Below are 19,264 nucleotides of genomic sequence, written 5' to 3' on the forward strand. Positions count from 1 at the left end.
AGGAAGTAGTAGTTGGCACTGACCGCCGAGCGCAGCGCCAGTTAAGTTTGGAGAAGAAAGATGAGCAAAGTGAACGTAAATAAAGTGGTAGTCGCATACTCAGGCGGTCTAGATACCTCAGTAATTATCCCGTGGCTAAAAGAGAACTACGATTGTGAAGTCGTTGCTTTCGTTGCCGATGTTGGTCAAGGCGCAGAAGAGCTAGAAGGTATTGAAGAGAAAGCAAAAGCTTCAGGTGCTTCTGAGTGTTACATCGCTGATCTGAAAGAAGAGATGGTGGCGGATTACATTTACCCAACGCTAAAAACCGGCGCGTACTACGAAGGTAAGTACCTGCTGGGTACATCAATGGCGCGTCCAATTATTGCTAAAGCACAGGTTGAAGTCGCACGTAAAGTGGGCGCGGACGCATTGTGTCACGGCTGTACAGGTAAAGGTAATGACCAAGTTCGTTTCGAAGGCGCATTCGCAGCACTAGCACCAGATCTACAAGTGATTGCACCTTGGCGTGAATGGGACCTAGTGAGCCGTGAAGAATGTTTAGATTACCTAGCTGAGCGTAACATTCCTTGTTCAGCGTCTCTTACTAAGATCTACTCACGTGATGCAAATGCATGGCACATTTCCACTGAAGGTGGCGTCCTAGAAGATACGTGGAACGCACCAAACGAAGATTGCTGGGTATGGACTGTAGACCCAGAGCAAGCACCAAACGAAGCGGAATACGTCACGCTGAAAGTAGAAAAAGGTGAGGTGGTCGAAGTTGATGGTGAAGCGATGACACCATACAACGCGTTGGTTTATCTAAACGAAAAAGGTTCGAAGCACGGTGTTGGTCGTATCGATATCGTTGAAAACCGTCTTGTTGGAATGAAGTCTCGTGGTTGCTATGAAACACCGGGAGGCACCATCATGATGGAAGCGCTGCGCGCTGTAGAGCAGCTTGTGCTAGACAAATCATCATTCGAATTCCGTGAGGAGCTAGGTCTAAAAGCGTCTCACCTTGTATACGATGGCCGTTGGTTTACGCCGCTATGTAAGTCGATCCTTGCCGCTTCTGAAGAGTTAGCGCAAGACGTGAATGGCGAAGTGGTTGTTAAGCTCTACAAAGGCCAAGCCACGGTAACGCAAAAACGTTCTGACAACAGCTTGTACTCAGAAGAGTTCGCAACTTTTGGTGAAGATGAGGTTTACGACCAAAGCCATGCGGGTGGTTTCATCCGTCTTTACTCGCTATCAAGCCGTATCCGTGCGTTGAACAGCCAGAAGAAATAATCTCTTCACATCTCGGATTGAGTAAAGACCTGCTATTGGATAGCAGGTCTTTTTTGTTGGCTTACGTCTATGAGTACAAAGATGCAAATGCATTCTATTTGAATATATATGTAAAAATATTGAATTTATACTTTATTTTTTGTCGAAATTGCCGTAACGTTGACCCATAAGAAAAAGTGAGCAAATGACCATCAAATTGGTTACTACTCATTCGAGAACGTTAGAGTAAGCAATAGTCATCAGGAGAAACGCAATGGCATTATGGGGCGGAAGATTTACCCAAGCGGCAGACACTAGATTTAAAGAGTTTAACGATTCGTTGCGTTTTGACTACCGATTGGCTGAGCAAGACATCGTAGGTTCAATCGCATGGTCTAAAGCTCTGCTTTCTGTAGATGTTCTATCGGCAGAAGAACAGCAAAAGCTGGAACTTGCTTTAAACGAGCTGAAGTTAGAAGTGATGGAAGATCCTCATCAAATTCTTCGCTCAGATGCAGAAGATATCCACTCGTGGGTTGAACAGCAGCTGATTAGTAAAGTGGGAGATTTAGGTAAAAAACTCCACACTGGGCGTTCTCGTAATGACCAAGTAGCGACAGACCTAAAACTTTGGTGTCGTCAGCAAGGCCAGCAACTGTTGATTGCTTTAGATCGTCTGCAAGCACAAATGGTTCATGTTGCTAAGCAGCACCAAGGCACAGTATTGCCTGGCTATACTCATCTTCAGCGCGCTCAACCTGTCACCTTTGCTCACTGGTGTTTGGCTTATGTTGAAATGTTCGAGCGTGACTACTCTCGTCTGAATGATGCCTTACAGCGCCTCGACACTTGTCCACTTGGTTCGGGTGCTTTAGCTGGCACGGCTTATCCGATTGATCGTGAACAATTAGCTCATAACCTTGGTTTCCACCGCGCTACGCGTAATTCACTCGATTCGGTTTCGGATCGTGATCATGTGATGGAACTGATGTCGGTGGCCTCGATTTCTATGTTGCACCTTTCTCGTCTTGCAGAAGATATGATCTTCTACAACTCAGGGGAGTCTAACTTTATTGAGTTAGCGGATACGGTGACGTCTGGTTCGTCATTGATGCCACAGAAGAAAAATCCGGATGCACTTGAGTTGATCCGTGGTAAGACAGGGCGTGTCTATGGCGCATTATCGAGCATGATGATGACAGTGAAAGCCCTACCATTGGCGTACAACAAAGACATGCAAGAAGATAAAGAAGGGTTGTTTGATGCGTTAGACACATGGAATGATTGCATGGAAATGGCAGCGCTGTGTTTTGATGGCATTAAAGTAAATGGTGAGCGTACGCTTGAAGCTGCGAAGCAAGGGTATGCGAACGCGACTGAGTTAGCTGATTACTTAGTGGCGAAAGGCATCCCATTCCGTGAGGCGCACCATATTGTGGGCGTAGCGGTGGTAGGGGCAATTGATAAAGGCTGTGCGCTGGAAGAATTGTCTCTGCAAAAGCTAAAAACCTTCTCTGAGGTGATTGAAGATGATGTGTATGACATTCTGACAATAGAGTCTTGTTTGGAAAAACGTTGTGCGCTGGGTGGCGTTTCGCCTCACCAAGTCGCTTATGCGGTAGAGCAAGCGGATAAACGTCTGAGCCAGCGTGACAGCTCGGCAGTGAAAGTGCGTCCTGCACGTTTGACGGACATTGAAACACTAGAGGGCATGGTGGCTTATTGGGCGAATCTCGGTGAGAATCTACCCCGCTCTCGTAATGAGCTCGTGAGAGATATTGGCTCCTTCGCGGTGGCTGAGCATCATGGTGAAGTGACAGGTTGCGCTTCTCTATATGTGTATGACTCAGGGTTGGCTGAAATACGCTCTCTTGGTATCGAAGCAGGCTGGCAAGGTCAAGGACAGGGCAGTGCAATCGTAAATCACTTGGTTGAGAAAGCACGTCAAATGGCGATAAAGAAGGTCTTTGTCCTCACTCGAACGCCAGAGTTCTTTATGAAGCAGAGCTTCTTACCAACATCGAAGTCGCTGTTGCCAGAAAAAGTCTTGAAAGATTGCGATCAGTGTCCACGTCAGCACGCGTGTGATGAAGTGGCGCTAGAGATCAATTTAATGGAGCAAGTGATCCAAAAATCGTATGTGGCATGAGCTGAAATTTCGGAGTGATTTTATTAGCATTCAATGACATAGTTATTCTCTGATTCACTTACATCAGTATTTGCTAAAAAAATCGAAAAAATTTGGAACCTTTGAGAGGAAGCTCGGTCTATTAAAGTACCACTGCTTTTTCTTAGAAGAATCTAAGAGAGCCCCAGAACTGATATTGGTTTTGGGGCTTTTTTCTATCTGCCACTTTACTCTTTTTTATCCGTCTCTTTTCGTCCTCGCCGACGTTGCCACGGCAAGATGACAAAACGCATCCATAAATGCAAAAACAATAAAATATTGAAAGCGAAACCAGCAAAGATCAAAGCGATCGACTCGATGCTTTGTGGATCATCTTTGAACGCAAACCACCACACAATCCAGCACAGTACCGAAAGCACCGTTAACTGATCCAAGCATCGTTGGCAACGCCCAAGCTTTTTCCAAAACCAATGTTCCTCGCAACGGCGACAAGTCATAGTGTTTTCCAAGGCATCAGTGTTGCTTCAGATTATATACCCAACACAAAGAGAGAAAGCGTTTTTTGTCGCAGCTTAGAGCGCAGGAACACAACCAAAAATGGAAAGTTAGCTTTGTAGAGCTTATGTGGCACGTGATTGATGTATGGTGCGCTGTCAGTCTTTAATAGGAAAAATAATCATGTCGACAGAATTGAAATTTGCGCTGAGTATCGCTGGTGGCTTTTTTACGATCGGTGTAGTCGCGATCATCATGGTAAGTCGTTACGCAATGATGGCAGTGTAGTACTTATGTAATCGCCTCAAAGTAGTCAACAGAAAGCCTCGTTAATCACGAGGCTTTCTGTTTTGTTTGGTATGTAAAGACTGGCTCGATTGAGCATGAAAGCGTTAGCAACCAGGCCCACAGTCAAGGCAATGTTTCACCATTTCTGGCCCTAAGTGTAGTTTTGCATTCAAATCACGTAGAGCGGTGCGGACACCCTCTTCGATCACTGGATGATAGAAGGGCATATCTAGCATCTCAGAAACCGTCATTCTATTTTGGTGTGCCCAAGCCAAAAGATGCGCGAGGTGTTCTGCGTTAGGCCCCATCATCTCTGCACCTAAAAAGCGTCCAGTACCTTGCTCGCCATAGACATGTAACATCCCTTTGTTTCGTAGCATGACGCGTGAACGCCCTTGATTCTCAAACGAGACTTCGCCAGTAACAAAACAACCACAGCTTCCTAAGCGAGTTTCTAGTTGTTTGAAAGTTTCGCCGACCATAGCTATTTGCGGATCGGAGAATACAGCTGAAATTGGCGAACGACGCAGACCTGCACGAATATCCGGAAAGCGACCAGCATTATCACCAGCAATGCGACCTTGGTCAGCGGCTTCGTGCAGCAGTGGAATTTGGTTACTTGCATCACCTGCGATGAAGATGCTCTCTACCGAAGTTTGCAATGTATAGTGATCTGCGGTTGGTACGCCGCGTTCATCGAGGGTAATATTGGTGTTCTCGATCGCTAGCTTATCTACGTTAGGACGTCGTCCAGTGGCTGCTAAAACGTAATCAACAATAAAGGTTTCTAATTCGCCATCGTGGTTGATGAATTGGATTTCGACCTTGTCTTCGCTGTCATTGTCTGATGAAGCAATGCGCTTCATGCTTTCTACTTTTACATCGGCATCAAGATAGAACTCTTCTTTAAAAGTTTTATCGGCATAAGCCATCACCTCTGGATCTGTCAGTGGACCAACTTGACCACCAAGACCAAAGAGCTTCACTTTCACCCCTAGGCGGTGCAATGCTTGACCGAGTTCAAGACCGATCACTCCAGGGCCAAATACCGCAACGGACTCAGGCAAATCATCCCAACCAAAGACATCATCATTAATTACGAGACGGTCACCCAACTCATTCCAAGCTGCTGGATAAGCAGGACGAGAGCCCGTCGCGATCACAATCCGTTTTGCGGTGACCTGAGTATGGTCATCTATGATAAGTGTATGATCATCGGCAAACTTCGCGTAACCTGACAACTTGTCGTCTGCGGGAATATCATCGACGCTTTCAAGCACAAAGCCAACAAAACGATCACGTTCGCGTTTTACACGATCCATGACTTCTTGTCCGTTAATGCGTATTTCACCTTGCGGATGGATCCCAAATCCAGGCGCTTTTTCGATTTGGTGGACACTTTCTGCGGCCGCAATCAACAGCTTAGAGGGCATGCAACCGACGCGAGCACAGGTTGTTCCGTAAGGGCCGCCTTCAATCATTACTACGCTATTAGTATGAGCTTTTGCTGCTCGATAAGCGCCAAGACCAGCAGTACCACCACCAATAATCGCTACGTCGACATTAACTGGTTTCATCGTGAACTCTCGCTTTTCGTTTTTAAGCCAAGCTAGCTACATTGAGCTTGGAGAGTGAATTGGGTCGTTGAATCTGTATAAGGAGTCACCTTATCGGTAGACGACTACTTATCTAGACTAGTAGAAGAAGTGAGTTAGGGTTGGCCTCCGAGCCAAAGGCACCGGAGACCGAGGGTGTAGGCTATGGACAGCTTAGCCTAGATACGCTTCTAGCTCTTCGCTACCGCCGATGTGCTTGCCACCGATAAAGACTTGTGGAACAGTCGTGCGACCAGATATAGCTCGTAGACTAACTGTCGTTGCGTCTTTACCCAGAATCACTTCTTCATATTGAAGACCGTGGTCAATCAGGTTTTGTTTCGCTTTCATACAGAAAGGGCAGCCTGGCTTAGTGAATACCGTGATGGACTCTTGCGTTTTGTAGTCTGGCGCAATGTAGTTCAGCATGGTGTCTGCGTCTGACACTTTGAATGGGTCGCCTGGTTCGTTTGGCTCAATGAACATTTTTTCCACTACGCCATCTTTTACTAGCATGCTGTAACGCCATGAACGTTTGCCAAAGCCGATGTCGTTTTTATCCACTAACATACTCATGCCATCGGTGAATTCACCATTACCGTCAGGAATGAAGGTAATGTTTTCTGCTTCTTGGTCTTGTTTCCATGCATTCATCACGAACGTATCATTGACTGAGACACAAATAATCTCATCCACTCCGTGCTCTTTAAATACAGGGAACAATTCGTTGTAACGAGGTAGATGGCTTGATGAACAGGTTGGAGTAAATGCACCCGGTAAGCTAAATACGATAACGGTCTTACCTTTAAATAGCTCATCAGTCGTTACATTCATCCAAGAGTCACCTTGACGAACTGGAAAAGTAACTTGAGGGACTTGTTGACCTTCTTTAGATACAAACATAATGATTTCCTTTAACTATTTTAAATTATGCGTATAGAGCTTAGCGTTTTTCTTTGCTCTGTTTCGTTCTGTTGAGCCCATTATTGTAAAAATCCTTTGATAGCTCTAATCGTTTGGTGTTATGGTTTTGATAGGTATTAACTATTGTTAAAAGAAGCGAATTGTGAGTTATGAATATTCGAGATTTTGAGTACTTAGTTGCACTTGCGGAACATAAGCACTTTCGCAAAGCGGCAGAAGCATGTTTTGTTAGCCAACCAACATTGAGTGGACAAATTCGTAAGCTAGAGGATGAACTCGGTACCACGCTTTTAGAGCGAAGCAGCCGTCGCGTTTTGTTTACCGATTCAGGGTTGCAGTTGGTGGAGCAAGCTAAGCGTATCTTAAGTGAAGTGAAAACTTTTAAAGATATGGCGAGTGGTCAGAGCGGAGCAATGACTGGGCCTATGCATATCGGTTTCATCCCGACGGTAGGTCCGTATCTACTACCCAAAATTCTGCCGCAAATAAAAGAAGCATTTCCTGAACTGGAGCTGTTCCTGCACGAAGCTCAAACACATCAGTTGGTGCGTCAATTAGAAGAAGGTAAATTGGACTGCTTGGTCTTGGCTTCGGTTGATGAAACGGCACCTTTTAAAGAAATCGAAGTGTATAACGAGCCGTTAAGCGTTGCGGTGCCATGTGATCATGAGTGGGCCTCTCTCGACCATGTTGATATGTTGGAGTTGAATGGTAAAACCGTTTTAGCGCTAGGAGACGGCCATTGTCTGCGTGATCAAGCGTTAGGTTTCTGTTTTGCTGCCGGAGCGAAAGACGATGAACGCTTTAAGGCAACCAGTTTGGAGACACTGCGGAATATGGTCGCTGCTGGTGCTGGGATTACGTTATTGCCTCAGCTTTCTATCCCCAATGAGAAGCAAAAAGATGGCGTGTGCTATGTACCAGCCGTTAACCCTACGCCTTCGCGCAATATAGTGCTTGTATATCGCCCAGGCTCACCACTGCGTGCAAGGTTTGAAGCTTTGGCGGCGAAGATTAAAGAAGTATTGGCTTCCTATCCTTCATTGAACGCCGCGGCGTAAAAGCCGACATAAAAAAGGGAGAGCGAATGCTCTCCCTTTTGCTTTAGTGATTTAGAACAGCTCTTCTGCGCCAGAGCCGGAAGAATAAATACTGTCTTCCAAACGGTCTCCAGCGTATTCGGTAGGCTCAGTGCCTTTTTCAAAGTATTCGAACATCGATGTGCTGTCTACTTTGTGCGTTAGCATGCCAGTGTTGCGATCAATACGAACACGAATGATGTTATCTGGAATATTTTTACCTTGCTCAGGTGTTTCTTCTAGTGCAACGCGCATAAAGTCAATCCAAGCGGGTTCTGCGGTTTTCGCACCCGATTCAGCACCAGAAATTTGGCCTTTTCCTAGGTTGCTATTAACCGTTGTGCGACCAAGGGCGCGTGAGTGATCATCAAAACCAACCCAAGCAATGGCAACAACACCAGGACCATAGCCGTTGTACCAAGCATCTTTGGAGTCATTCGTTGTACCCGTTTTACCACCGATATCACGACGCCCCAGTTTTTGTGCACGCCAGCCAGTACCGTTCCACCCCGTACCTTCACGCCAGTTACCACCACCCCAAATGTTGCTGTACATCATCTCACGCATCAAGAATGCGTTTTGCTCAGAGATAACTTGTGGAGCATATTGAGGTTCATCATTTTCCAGTGCGTTGTCTGTTGCCAAACCATCAATCGCGACGTCTTGTTCGCCAAACTCATCGGCATAGCGATTGTCTGGTTGAGCGCTCATTTGTGGGCAATCCTTATGACAAACGCTCTTTGGATTCGCTTTAAACAGCACTTCACCGAATGCATCTTCCACGCGTTCTACGTAGAACGGTTCGACGTAATAACCTCCGTTCGCAAATACAGAGTAGCCTTGTGCCACTTTCATTGGTGTTAAGCTGCCAGCTCCGAGCGCGATGGTCTCTGAACGTGGTACTTGGTTAATATCAAAACCAAAACGAGTAAGGTACTGACGAGTTTCATCAAGGCCTACTTCACGCAGCGTACGCACTGCCATCACGTTCTTTGACTGAGCTAATCCGAGGCGAAGGCGAGTTGGACCGCCATAGGTTGGTGGTGAGTTTTTAGGTCGCCAAGCCGAACCAGAACCTGCGTCCCATTTGTTAATTGGCGCATCGTTGATCAGAGTGGCTAGGGTAAGTCCCTTGTCAATTGCGGCTGAGTAGATAAATGGTTTGATACTTGAGCCAACCTGACGCACTGACATAGTGGCACGGTTAAACTTACTATGAACAAAGTTAAAGCCACCCACTAACGACAATATCGCACCATTTTCCGGGTTCATCGCGACAAACGCGGTGTTCGCTGTTGGCACTTGGCTCAGTTTCCAGCTTTGTGTCGTGTTGTCATCTTCATTGGTTTCGCTCACTTCGCGAACCCAAACTTGTTGACCCGTCGCTAGCACATCATGCGCTGATTTTGGTGTTGAACCTTGGCGGTTTTCGGTGATGTATTTACGTGCCCAATGCATTCCAGTCCAAGGAATGGTCTGCTCTTCATGGTTTTTAACCCAAACTTGCGCAGTTTTATCATCGACTTTTGTCACGACGGCAGGGTAAAGGTCACCATAAGTTGGCTGCTTCTTAAGGTGCTTTTCTATTTGCTCGCTGTTCCAAGCGGTTTCACCTTCTTTCCAAAGCACTTTCTCCGCACCGCGGTAGCCGTGACGTTCATCGTATGACAGCAGATTATTTACCACGGATGTATTCGCGGCATCTTGCAGTTTAGAGTCCACCGTCATGTAGATATTCAAGCCAGAGGTATAGGCTTCTTCTTCACCGTACTCTTTCACGGCCCATGCACGAGCTAGTTCCGCCACATAAGGAGCGGAAAGTTCAATTTCAGCACTGTGGTAACGTGCCACGATAGGTTCGTTGCGTGCTTCGTCATACTGTTCTTGCGTGATGTATTTTTCATCAAGCATTCGCATTAACACGACGTTACGGCGTTTTGTCGCACGCTCAAGAGAGTAAATTGGGTTCATCGTTGATGGCGCTTTTGGCATCCCTGCGAGTGTCGCAAGTTCGCTTAACGTCAATTCATCAAGGCTCTTACCAAAGTAAACTTGAGCGGCCGCACCAAAACCATATGAGCGGTAACCAAGGAAGATTTTATTGACATAAAGTTCCATGATTTCTTGCTTACTCAGAAGCTGCTCAATGTGGATAGCAATGAAAATCTCTTTAATCTTACGCATGATCTTCTTCTCATTAGATAAGAAGAAGTTACGCGCTAGCTGTTGCGTAATGGTGCTTGCGCCCTGCTTAGCGGAACCTGAAATCGCAACTACAACGGCTGCACGAGTGATGCCGATAGGATCGATACCTGGGTGTTCGTAAAAACGGCTATCTTCGGTTGCGATTAGCGCATGAATTAAGTCTTGAGGAATTTCATCATAAGTAACAGGAATACGACGCTTTTCACCGAACTGTGCGATCAGCTTCCCGTCTTGACTAAACACCTGCATAGGTGTTTGTAATTCAACGTCTTTTAGAGTTGCAACATCTGGCAATTCAGGCTTCACGTACTGATAGAAGCCAAATATTGTGGTGACTCCAAGAATTATGCAAATCAATGTTAAAAATAATAAACGCTTTATGAACTTCACCGGAGAATCCCTGATTGGTTGAGGCTGTGTAACGGCAAACCCTTGTACTCTTAGGTCAAAAATTTAGCACATAGAGATATTAACTCTTATTTGGGTGCTAATAACAACCTTTGCACGAAGAAATTTCGGAGCGAGAGTAAGAGATGGATAAGCTAATCGTTACCGGCATCGATATAGGCCATAACAGCCTCAAAGCCGTAGTACTTAAACCCACAGGCAACAATTACGCTCTGTTGGGTTACAAAGAAATATTACTAAAGGAAGGTATTGTCGCTGAAAATAACACTATAAATCATCAAGAAATTGTAAAGACCCTAAAGCTGATTAAAAAAGAACTGCCTTTTGGTGCTAAAAAGGTCGCAATTTCAGTGCCTGATAATTCGGTGATCAGTAAAAAACTGCAAATAGAACAAAACCTTGAAGATAGCGAAGTTGAGTTTGCTGTGATTCAGGCATTTTCTCATCAATCGCCATTCCCTGTCGAAGAGCTGAGTTTAGACTTCGTCCGTCTTCGTGCCGAAGATGGGTTGCGTGGGACTGATAACTATCAAGTGTTTGCGACAAGAAAAGATGTGGTCGATAGTCGCGTGGATGCATTACAAAAATCCGGACTAAAACCCGTTTTAGTGGACGTGCATTCACAAAGTCTTGGTCATATCTGGAAGCTCACCGCCGATCGCTTTCCTGACAAAAATAAGTACTGCTTACTCGATATTGGCACCTCATCGAGCTCCTTTACCATGTTTACCGAACAAGGTGAGCTGTTTCACAAAGAGTTTGCTTGCGGCACTCGAGGAGCAAACAGCCCTGTTCAAGATGATTTGATGTCCGATGATGCTCAGGAGAAAACAGAGCTGTTTAATCGCCAAATCGTGGAACGGGTGAAACGTCAGATGCAGCTCTACACCTCAATTAATGGCTCGCAAAATATCAAAGGTATCTGGTTATCAGGGGAAGGAGCTTCGACACCAATGCTCGCGGAAGAGTTATCTCAGCAACTGTCACTAGAGTGTGAATTGCTAAACCCGCTAGGGCTATTTGAGATGAAGGTGTCCAAACGTAAACGTCGTGCCGCGGATTGGCAGCATTTCTCTACAGCCGCAGGACTCGCGATTCGTGGCATTCATTGGCTAGGAGGTGCGCGTGCTTTATCGCATTAATTTACTTCCTTGGCGAGAGAACCAAAGAGAAGAGCACCGACGTCGTTTCATTAGCTTGGTCGCGTTAGGCATGTTGGTCGCCATTGGTATTCAATGGGGTATTGGAAAGTTTTTTGAGTACCAACAAGATCAGCAGCAGGAGCGGCTTGATTACCTTACTCACTACATTGCTGAGCTCGACCAGCGTATTGAAGCAATGAAAATCGCCGAGCAAGAGCACAGCAAAATCCTCGAACGTTTAAAAGTGGTTGAAGGGTTACAAAACGGTAGAAACAAAACGACCGAGTTTATGAACTTGATGCCAGCCGTCATTCCTGAAGGTGTATATGTTGACAAGATCAAAATGAATGATCTGGAAATTGAGATCTCTGGGATCTCTGATAGCACTCCAAAACTTGCCACGATGCTGGACAACATGGAGCGTTCGGCCAAGTTGAATGATGTAGAAATGCACTCCATCGTTCACGGAAAAGCGCGTTTTGGAAAAGAGTTCCAAACGTTCAAAGTGTCTTTCATGTTCAAAGTGCCGGAGAAGAAAGTGGAGGCCCAGCATGGTTGATTGGCAGGATCTCGAAATAGATGAAATGGCAGAGTGGCCATTGTTGCCTCAGCTTGTGGTTATCGCGCTGCTGATTTTCCTCATTCAAGGTTTTGGCTATTGGTTTTACCTTAAGCCAAAAGAAGAGCAATTGAATAACTTGGTCCAGCAGGAGCAGACGCTCAAGGTAGCACTGAAGATCAAAGCGAACAAAGTAGCTGCATTGCCTCAGCTTCAATCTCAGTTGGATGAACTCACCACGCGTTACGAGTTATTGCTACAACAACTGCCCGCGCAAAAAGAGTTGGCTACGATGCTCGCTTCGGTGAATGAACTCGGTATCGACAATAAGTTGACCTTTACCCGTATCGACTGGGGTGAAAAGCAATCAGAGCATTTCCTCTATCGTCTTCCTTTAAACATTGAGTTAACGGGAGATTTTCATGACATCGGACATTTTTCTCAGGCGATAGCAACGCTACCTCGAATCATCACGTTTAAAGATGTGACTTGGCAGCGTGTCAGCCAAGAAAGTGAAACTCTGCACTTTAGGGTACGAGCCAATACCTATCAGTTTAAGCCAGAGGAGACGAACAATGACAAGTAAGCACTTGTTACTGGTACTGATGGGGTCTCTGCTACTTGGATGTCAGGCGAATGATGAGTCATTAACGGATTTTATTCGAGGGGTGGAGAGTCAGGCGCGTCGAGATGTCGAGAAACTTAAGCCTGCAGATAAGTATGTTGCCGTCACGTACGCACCTGAAGTACAGCGTGCGCCCTTTGAGTTACCAAAAGAAGCTACGATCGCCACTCAGCCCGTTGCAAGAAAAGATTGCTGGCAACCGCCTTCAAGAAGGCGCACTGGCAAATTAGAAAAATTCCCATTAAGCCAATTACGTTTGAAAGGAGTTATGGGCATGGGTAATACGGTTTCTGGTCTCGTTCAGGCACCCAACGGCACCGTTTATAAAGTGAAGCCGGGGCAATACCTCGGACGCAACAACGGCAAAGTGACCCATGTCAGCCATTCCTATTTGTTAATTAATGAAACGTTGCCCGACGGCTTAGGGTGTTGGCAGAAGCGTAAAGTTAAGTTGGCTTTGAGATAGCCCCATTTATTTTTGATATTGAGTAATGAAAATGAGACAAGGATTAACACGTACACCAAGGATACTAACTGGGCTCTTCTCCTTATGGTTGTTTGTATTTTTAGCCCCTTTAGTGGCAGCAGAAGAAGTATCGTCTAATGCCTTAAAGAGTATCGATTTTCGCACTAATAAAGATAAAGACGCCGTTATTGTCGTTGAACTGGCGTCACCTGCCGCGATTGTTGATGTCAAACGCGTACAGGAAGGGTTAAGTATCGATTTGCTTAATACTTCGGTAAAAGACGAGCAACTGTATCTCCTAGACGTAAAAGATTTCTCGACTGTGGTTGAAAGCGTAGAGGTGTTTCGCGATACCTCAACTACGCGCTTGGTTGCGCACATTAATGAAGAATATACGCATGATTACCGTTTAACGGGGCGATTCTTGGAAATCAAAGTGGCTAAGATCAAACCCAATGAGAAAGCCCCGGATAAAAGCATTCTAGAAAAAGAAGGCAAGCTCATTTCAATTAACTTCCAAGATATTCCTGTACGTAACGTGTTACAGCTGATTGCTGACTACAACCAGTTCAACTTGGTTGTCTCAGACTCCGTAGAAGGTAACCTCACACTTCGTCTTGATGGTGTTCCGTGGCAGCAAGTGTTGGATATTATTTTGCAAGTTAAGGGGTTAGATAAGCGTGTGGATGGCAACGTGATTCTGGTTGCTCCAACAGATGAGCTTGATCTGCGCGAAAAACAGCAACTCGAAAAGCAGCAGCTAGAACAAACGATGGGAGAGCTCTCGTCTGAAATCATCAAGGTAAACTTCGCCAAAGCATCAGATATTGCAGAGATGATCAACGGAGAGGGGAACATCAGTATGTTGTCTGAGCGAGGCAGTATGACCATTGATGAGCGGACTAACTCGTTATTGATTCGTGAGTTACCTGAAAACATTGAAGTGATTCGAGAAATTATTGAATCTTTGGATATCCCGGTGAAGCAGGTTCAAATTGAAGCGCGTATTGTGACCATCAATGAAGGCAATATGGACGAGTTGGGAATTCGCTGGGGCTTTACCTCTATTAATGGCAATAACACGGTTGGTGGCTCTATCGAAAACAACCTTGCCACGATTGGTTTATATAGCGGTGGTGAAGGAGAAGACGGTGGTGACGGTGATGGAGTAGGTATCGATGACTTCCTAAACGTAAACTTAGCTGCAACCAGTCCAAACGCGACCAGCATTGCTTTTCAGGTTGCAAAATTAGGCTCAGACACCTTGTTAGACCTCGAGCTTTCTGCGCTGCAACAAGAGTCCAAAGCTGAGATTATCTCAAGCCCACGTTTGATCACTACCAATAAGAAGCCTGCCTATATTGAGCAGGGTACCGAGATACCTTATTTAGAGTCCTCATCAAGTGGTGCTACGACGGTAACGTTCAAAAAAGCAGTATTGAGTTTGAAGGTGACGCCACAAATTACACCGGATAACCGCCTTGTGTTGGACTTAAGCGTTACGCAAGATAGACCTGGACAAGTCGTGAAAACAGGTACTGGTGAAGCCGTTGCGATTGATACTCAACGTATCGGGACGCAAGTGTTAGTAAATAACGGTGAAACCGTCGTTCTTGGTGGTATTTTCCAGCACAGCATTACTAACTCGGTGGACAAAGTGCCTTTGTTAGGCGATCTACCACTATTAGGTGCGCTTTTCCGTCGAAGTTATGAAAATGTTGGCAAAAGTGAGCTGTTAATTTTCGTCACCCCTAAGGTGGTGATTCAGTAGTTCTACCTCGTGAAAAACTGATTAAATCAAAAATAAAGTTGCAATAGTGGCACCATGCTTGGATAATTTCGGGTCTTATCACGAATTATCTGTGAGGAACTGGTGCCACAAGCCTTGTAGAACAGCGATTTAGCTGTGTTTTCTTGTGGCGATCTTATTGAATCAATGTTGTAAATTACTGCTAAACATGGCTGAGAAACGTAATATTTTCCTTGTTGGCCCAATGGGCGCCGGCAAAAGTACAATTGGTAGACATCTAGCACAGCAACTGCATATGGAGTTTGTTGACTCCGATACAGTGATCGAAGAACGCACTGGTGCAGACATCTCTTGGGTTTTTGATGTAGAAGGTGAAGAAGGCTTCCGCAAGCGTGAAGAAGCGGTACTTGAAGACCTAACACAAGAGCAAGGCATCGTGCTTGCGACTGGCGGTGGCTCTGTTAAGAGCAAAGAAAACCGTAATCGTCTTTCGGCACGTGGTGTTGTTGTTTACTTAGAAACGACGATTGAAAAGCAACTTGCGCGCACAAACCGTGACAAGAAGCGTCCTCTACTTCAAACGGACAACCCTCGCGAAGTATTGGAGCAATTAGCTGAAGAACGTAATCCTCTGTATGAAGAAGTAGCGGATTACACTGTTCGCACTGACGATCAGAGTGCAAAAGTGGTAGCCAACCAGATCGTAAAAATGCTAGAAGAGAGATAAGTTTTTATCTTTTTTTTAATTGGAGCAAACCGATGGAACGGATTACGGTCAACCTAGCTGAGCGTAGCTACCCAATCTCTATTGGCGCCGGGTTATTTGAGGACCCGGCGTACCTCTCTCAAGTTCTCTCAAACAAAAATGCAAAACAAAAAGTTGTTGTGATCAGTAATGTCACAGTGGCGCCTTTGTATGCTGACAAAATTTTAAAGCAACTCGAGCAGCTCGGTTGTAGTGCATCCTTGTTAGAATTGCCTGACGGCGAACAGTACAAAAACTTGGATGTGTTTAACCAAGTGATGAACTTCCTCCTCGAGGGGAATTACGCTCGTGATGTTGTGATCATCGCGTTAGGTGGTGGCGTTATTGGCGACCTTGTGGGTTTTGCTTCTGCCTGTTACCAGCGTGGGGTCGACTTTATTCAAATACCAACGACATTACTATCTCAAGTGGATTCTTCGGTGGGTGGAAAAACCGCGGTTAACCATCCGTTGGGTAAGAACATGATAGGTGCGTTTTACCAACCTAAAGCCGTGATCATCGATACCAACTGTTTATCGACGTTGCCTGAGCGTGAATTCGCAGCAGGTATCGCAGAAGTCATTAAGTACGGCATCATTTACGATGCAGACTTTTTTGTATGGTTGGAAGAAAACCTTGAACGCATGTACGCGTTGGATGAAGAAGCGCTAACTTATGCCATTGCACGTTGCTGTGAAATAAAAGCGGAAGTGGTGGCTCTGGATGAGAAAGAATCGGGCATCCGCGCTCTGCTCAACTTAGGTCACACCTTTGGTCATGCGATTGAAGCTGAGCTTGGCTACGGCAATTGGCTGCATGGTGAAGCGGTTTCTGCTGGCACGGTTATGGCGGCCAAAACTTCGCATCTGCGCGGTCTTATCTCAGCAGAGCAATTTGAGCGTATTGTTGCGATTTTGAGTCGTGCCAAACTGCCTGTTCAGACTCCAGAAAGTATGAGCTTCGATGACTTCCTCAAACATATGATGCGAGATAAAAAAGTCCTCTCTGGTCAATTACGATTGGTTTTGCCTACAGGCATTGGCAGTGCCGAGGTCATTGCTGATACGACACAAGACGTACTCAAACAGGCGATAGACTTCGGTCGCGATATTTAACCTTGTAATGGCGCCTTTGGGCGTCATTCTTGTAGTGTATTAAGGTTATTAGATGAGTGTTGCTCACGTTCTGGAACTAGATTCTCAAATCGAGTTGCTTGATAGGTTGGGATTGCTGACTAATTTTGGTTCCAATTTCATTGCGATTAATGGTCATGATGGTTATGGAAAATCTTGGTTAGCGCAGCGATACCTTGAAGTGGGTGCCAGTAACAAGAATCAATGTTTGTTACTTTGTCATTCTAATCAAGATGATGTGCAGCGCCGCATCCTTATTTTGAGTCAACTGGTTTCGGACGCATTGTTTAATCAGCAAGAACCTTTACTTGATAGCCTCGAAAGACTATTGGGTGATGAGCCTTGTGATATCGCGATTGTGGTTGATGATGCGCATTTATTAAGTGAGACGCTCGTTTCTGAGCTTTGGATGCTGGTTTTAGAGGCGCATCATAAGCCGAATTGGACCATCAATGTCTTATTATTTACGCAGTCTGGGCGCTTAGAAGGATTGCTGTCACGTCTCAGTTACGGACAAGAGATAAAGCCTGTTGAGCTTGATATTGATATGTTGTCCGAAGTGGAAGCCCGTCGTTTCTTTGAATCACTTGTTGCGCGCTATGTTGATGATGAGGCGGAGAAGCGGGTTCGAGATGCATTTAAAAAAGTTGACCCAGTACCGGGTGACATCATGGCGTTAGGAGAGATGAAAGTGGAAAAAAGGATCATTATCCGCTCGATTGTCGGTTCACCGCTGAATATTGCGTTAGTGGTATTAGCATTACTGTTGCTTGCTGCTGGTGGCTATTGGTGGATGTATAATCAACCAAGCCCTGATGATAAAGCGCAGCAAATTGCTGGTAGTTTAGAGCAAACGGCTATTCCAACTTTTGAAGAGTCAGGAATCAGTGCAGCGCAGTCTTCACTACAATCTGTGACTGATGACACTAGCAGTGGCCTTGATGGCTCTGGCGCGATTGATGATTCTGATTCATTACCGCCAGCAGTAACGGAAGAAGTGGCGAGCGTTGGCAGTGATGACAATCAACAGAGAGTGGTGATTGAGTCGAATGTGGTCGATGCATTGCTTGAAGGTAAAGCTGATTCAGCAGACACAAAAGCGATTGATGATATCGTAGGTACTGATAAAGCAGAAACTGCTGATGAAACTGACTCTCCTTTGATTAAAGTCGTAAAACCAAATCAAGGTATGACGCAAACTTCTGCTCAGTCAGGAGAAGACGGTGCGAAGCAGCCTGTGGTTAAGTTTTCATTTGCTCGCGAAGAATTAAAAGCACTATCACCAAGAGCCTATACACTGCAGCTTGCTGCTATGACGTCAATGGAGGATGTACAAGCCTTCCTCGATGAGCATCAGCTGAATAATCAAGTACGAATTTATCCTACCGTTCGCAATGACACCGAGTGGTATATCATCACATACCAAGATTATCCGACAATTCAAATGGCTCGCGATGCCGTTGCAAGCTTGCCTGATTCGGTTAAGTCGGTGAGTCCTTGGGCAAAATCACTCCGTCAGGTTCATCGCGAAATTGATCGCGTGAAATAAACCTGAGCTTCGCTGAAAAATATGTTACATTCCGCAGCCTTAATTTTTGGTCGATAGATAGAGCAGTAGATGAAAAAGCAACGAGCCTTTCTTAAATGGGCAGGAGGAAAATACGGACTGGTTGAAGACATCCAACGTCATTTACCGCCGGCTCGAAAGCTAGTTGAACCTTTTGTTGGCGCGGGCTCAGTTTTTCTGAATACCGACTATGACCATTACCTACTGGCAGATATAAATCCAGATCTGATCAATCTGTACAACCTACTGAAAGAACGCCCTGAAGAGTATATCTCTGAAGCGAAGCGTTGGTTTGTCGCTGAGAACAACCGTAAAGAAGCTTACTTACACATTCGCGCTGAGTTTAATAAAACCGATGACGTGATGTACCGTTCTTTAGCGTTTTTGTACATGAACCGCTTTGGTTTTAATGGTCTATGCCGTTACAACAAAAAAGGCGGTTTTAACGTTCCGTTCGGTTCATATAAAAAGCCTTACTTCCCAGAGGCGGAATTGGAGTTTTTTGCCGAAAAAGCCAAGAAAGCCACGTTCGTTTGTGAAGGTTATCCAGAAACTTTTCGCCGAGCACGTAAGGGGAGTGTGGTGTATTGCGATCCTCCTTATGCACCGCTTTCAAACACGGCAAATTTCACCTCATACGCAGGTAATGGTTTCACGTTGGATGACCAGGCTGCATTAGCCGACATTGCTGAAAGAACGGCGACTGAGCGTGGTATTCCGGTTCTGATTTCTAACCACGACACTACGTTGACGCGTCGGTTGTATCACGGTGCAGATCTCAATGTAGTAAAAGTAAAGCGCACCATTAGCCGCAATGGCAGTGGTCGTAATAAAGTCGATGAGCTGCTTGCGCTTTTTCATGCCCCTGAGATGGATAAACCAAGCTCTTAGTTCTCACACT

At 45.5% G+C, this 19,264-nt stretch carries 16 protein-coding genes; 12 read left to right on the top strand and 4 right to left on the bottom strand.

The genetic code is table 11. From position 1 onward, the window contains the following. Window positions 1–60: 60 nt before the first annotated feature. Window positions 61–1,275, top strand: coding sequence for an argininosuccinate synthase (locus tag MSG33_RS22160; RefSeq protein ID WP_006742773.1), 1,215 nt, complete (start codon window positions 61–63; stop codon window positions 1,273–1,275). A 253-nt stretch (window positions 1,276–1,528) separates the two neighbouring features. Beyond that, window positions 1,529–3,403, top strand: a complete 1,875-nt coding sequence (argH, locus tag MSG33_RS22165) for an argininosuccinate lyase (RefSeq protein ID WP_248382145.1) — start codon at window positions 1,529–1,531, stop codon at window positions 3,401–3,403. Window positions 3,404–3,609: 206 nt separating this feature from the next. On the opposite strand, the gene MSG33_RS22170 is transcribed toward argH, so the two are convergent. From MSG33_RS22170 to MSG33_RS22180, 3 genes are all read right to left on the bottom strand, one after another. After that, a complete protein-coding gene (locus MSG33_RS22170; protein WP_012841349.1) occupies window positions 3,610–3,879 on the bottom strand; it encodes a DUF3624 domain-containing protein in 270 nt (89 codons plus the stop codon). Window positions 3,880–4,269: 390 nt separating this feature from the next. After that, entirely contained in the window at window positions 4,270–5,742 is a 1,473-nt protein-coding gene (locus MSG33_RS22175; RefSeq protein WP_248382147.1) for a dihydrolipoyl dehydrogenase, read from the bottom strand. A gap of 192 nt (window positions 5,743–5,934) precedes the next feature. Further along, complete coding sequence (locus MSG33_RS22180) at window positions 5,935–6,663, bottom strand: redoxin family protein (protein WP_248382149.1); 729 nt, start codon at window positions 6,661–6,663, stop codon at window positions 5,935–5,937. 170 nt (window positions 6,664–6,833) lie between these two features. Here MSG33_RS22180 and oxyR point away from each other — a divergent pair, with 170 nt between their 5' ends. Then, a complete protein-coding gene (gene oxyR / locus MSG33_RS22185) occupies window positions 6,834–7,745 on the top strand; it encodes a DNA-binding transcriptional regulator OxyR (protein ID WP_005395720.1) in 912 nt (303 codons plus the stop codon). A gap of 51 nt (window positions 7,746–7,796) precedes the next feature. Here the strand turns inward: oxyR and MSG33_RS22190 are convergent, their stop codons facing one another. After that, window positions 7,797–10,358 (bottom strand): PBP1A family penicillin-binding protein, encoded by a 2,562-nt coding sequence (locus MSG33_RS22190; RefSeq protein ID WP_104974736.1) that lies wholly within the window; start codon window positions 10,356–10,358, stop codon window positions 7,797–7,799. A 143-nt stretch (window positions 10,359–10,501) separates the two neighbouring features. Between MSG33_RS22190 and pilM the strand changes: the two genes are divergently transcribed. The 9 genes from pilM (at window position 10,502) to MSG33_RS22235 (ending at window position 19,254) form a co-directional block, all read left to right on the top strand. Then, window positions 10,502–11,518: a type IV pilus assembly protein PilM gene (gene pilM, locus MSG33_RS22195; protein WP_005395718.1), complete on the top strand. Its 1,017-nt coding sequence runs from the start codon at window positions 10,502–10,504 to the stop codon at window positions 11,516–11,518. After that, window positions 11,502–12,077, top strand: a complete 576-nt coding sequence (locus MSG33_RS22200) for a PilN domain-containing protein (RefSeq protein ID WP_046874634.1) — start codon at window positions 11,502–11,504, stop codon at window positions 12,075–12,077. Before pilM ends, MSG33_RS22200 begins: the two co-directional genes overlap by 17 nt. Beyond that, a complete protein-coding gene (pilO, locus tag MSG33_RS22205; RefSeq protein WP_012841351.1) occupies window positions 12,070–12,663 on the top strand; it encodes a type 4a pilus biogenesis protein PilO in 594 nt (197 codons plus the stop codon). Before MSG33_RS22200 ends, pilO begins: the two co-directional genes overlap by 8 nt. After that, on the top strand, window positions 12,653–13,168 hold the full coding sequence (locus MSG33_RS22210) for a pilus assembly protein PilP (protein ID WP_005395715.1): 516 nt from the start codon (window positions 12,653–12,655) through the stop codon (window positions 13,166–13,168). Before pilO ends, MSG33_RS22210 begins: the two co-directional genes overlap by 11 nt. A 25-nt stretch (window positions 13,169–13,193) precedes the next feature. Next, window positions 13,194–14,939 (top strand): type IV pilus secretin PilQ family protein, encoded by a 1,746-nt coding sequence (locus tag MSG33_RS22215; RefSeq protein WP_248382151.1) that lies wholly within the window; start codon window positions 13,194–13,196, stop codon window positions 14,937–14,939. Window positions 14,940–15,126: 187 nt separating this feature from the next. Beyond that, a complete protein-coding gene (gene aroK, locus MSG33_RS22220; protein WP_005381319.1) occupies window positions 15,127–15,645 on the top strand; it encodes a shikimate kinase AroK in 519 nt (172 codons plus the stop codon). Window positions 15,646–15,677: 32 nt separating this feature from the next. Continuing rightward, a complete protein-coding gene (gene aroB / locus MSG33_RS22225) occupies window positions 15,678–16,778 on the top strand; it encodes a 3-dehydroquinate synthase (RefSeq protein ID WP_248382153.1) in 1,101 nt (366 codons plus the stop codon). A gap of 52 nt (window positions 16,779–16,830) precedes the next feature. After that, on the top strand, window positions 16,831–18,345 hold the full coding sequence (locus tag MSG33_RS22230; RefSeq protein WP_124008948.1) for an AAA family ATPase: 1,515 nt from the start codon (window positions 16,831–16,833) through the stop codon (window positions 18,343–18,345). Between the two features lie 69 nt (window positions 18,346–18,414). Then, on the top strand, window positions 18,415–19,254 hold the full coding sequence (locus tag MSG33_RS22235; protein WP_047009939.1) for a Dam family site-specific DNA-(adenine-N6)-methyltransferase: 840 nt from the start codon (window positions 18,415–18,417) through the stop codon (window positions 19,252–19,254). The last annotated feature ends 10 nt before the right edge of the window (window positions 19,255–19,264 follow it).

Source organism: Vibrio sp. 1CM7H (assembly GCF_023161645.1).
Lineage (GTDB): Bacteria > Pseudomonadota > Gammaproteobacteria > Enterobacterales > Vibrionaceae > Vibrio > Vibrio diabolicus.

What these genes read in the sequence shown, in the direction of transcription:
- MSG33_RS22160 (WP_006742773.1), top strand. Translation starts at nt 61, where the DNA reads ATGAGCAAAGTGAACGTAAATAAAGTGGTAGTCGCATACTCAGGCGGT.
- argH (WP_248382145.1), top strand. Translation starts at nt 1,529, where the DNA reads ATGGCATTATGGGGCGGAAGATTTACCCAAGCGGCAGACACTAGATTT.
- MSG33_RS22170 (WP_012841349.1), bottom strand. Translation starts at nt 3,879, where the DNA reads ATGACTTGTCGCCGTTGCGAGGAACATTGGTTTTGGAAAAAGCTTGGG.
- MSG33_RS22175 (WP_248382147.1), bottom strand. Translation starts at nt 5,742, where the DNA reads ATGAAACCAGTTAATGTCGACGTAGCGATTATTGGTGGTGGTACTGCT.
- MSG33_RS22180 (WP_248382149.1), bottom strand. Translation starts at nt 6,663, where the DNA reads ATGTTTGTATCTAAAGAAGGTCAACAAGTCCCTCAAGTTACTTTTCCA.
- oxyR (WP_005395720.1), top strand. Translation starts at nt 6,834, where the DNA reads ATGAATATTCGAGATTTTGAGTACTTAGTTGCACTTGCGGAACATAAG.
- pilM (WP_005395718.1), top strand. Translation starts at nt 10,502, where the DNA reads ATGGATAAGCTAATCGTTACCGGCATCGATATAGGCCATAACAGCCTC.
- pilO (WP_012841351.1), top strand. Translation starts at nt 12,070, where the DNA reads ATGGTTGATTGGCAGGATCTCGAAATAGATGAAATGGCAGAGTGGCCA.
- MSG33_RS22210 (WP_005395715.1), top strand. Translation starts at nt 12,653, where the DNA reads ATGACAAGTAAGCACTTGTTACTGGTACTGATGGGGTCTCTGCTACTT.
- MSG33_RS22215 (WP_248382151.1), top strand. Translation starts at nt 13,194, where the DNA reads ATGAAAATGAGACAAGGATTAACACGTACACCAAGGATACTAACTGGG.
- aroK (WP_005381319.1), top strand. Translation starts at nt 15,127, where the DNA reads ATGGCTGAGAAACGTAATATTTTCCTTGTTGGCCCAATGGGCGCCGGC.
- aroB (WP_248382153.1), top strand. Translation starts at nt 15,678, where the DNA reads ATGGAACGGATTACGGTCAACCTAGCTGAGCGTAGCTACCCAATCTCT.
- MSG33_RS22230 (WP_124008948.1), top strand. Translation starts at nt 16,831, where the DNA reads ATGAGTGTTGCTCACGTTCTGGAACTAGATTCTCAAATCGAGTTGCTT.
- MSG33_RS22235 (WP_047009939.1), top strand. Translation starts at nt 18,415, where the DNA reads ATGAAAAAGCAACGAGCCTTTCTTAAATGGGCAGGAGGAAAATACGGA.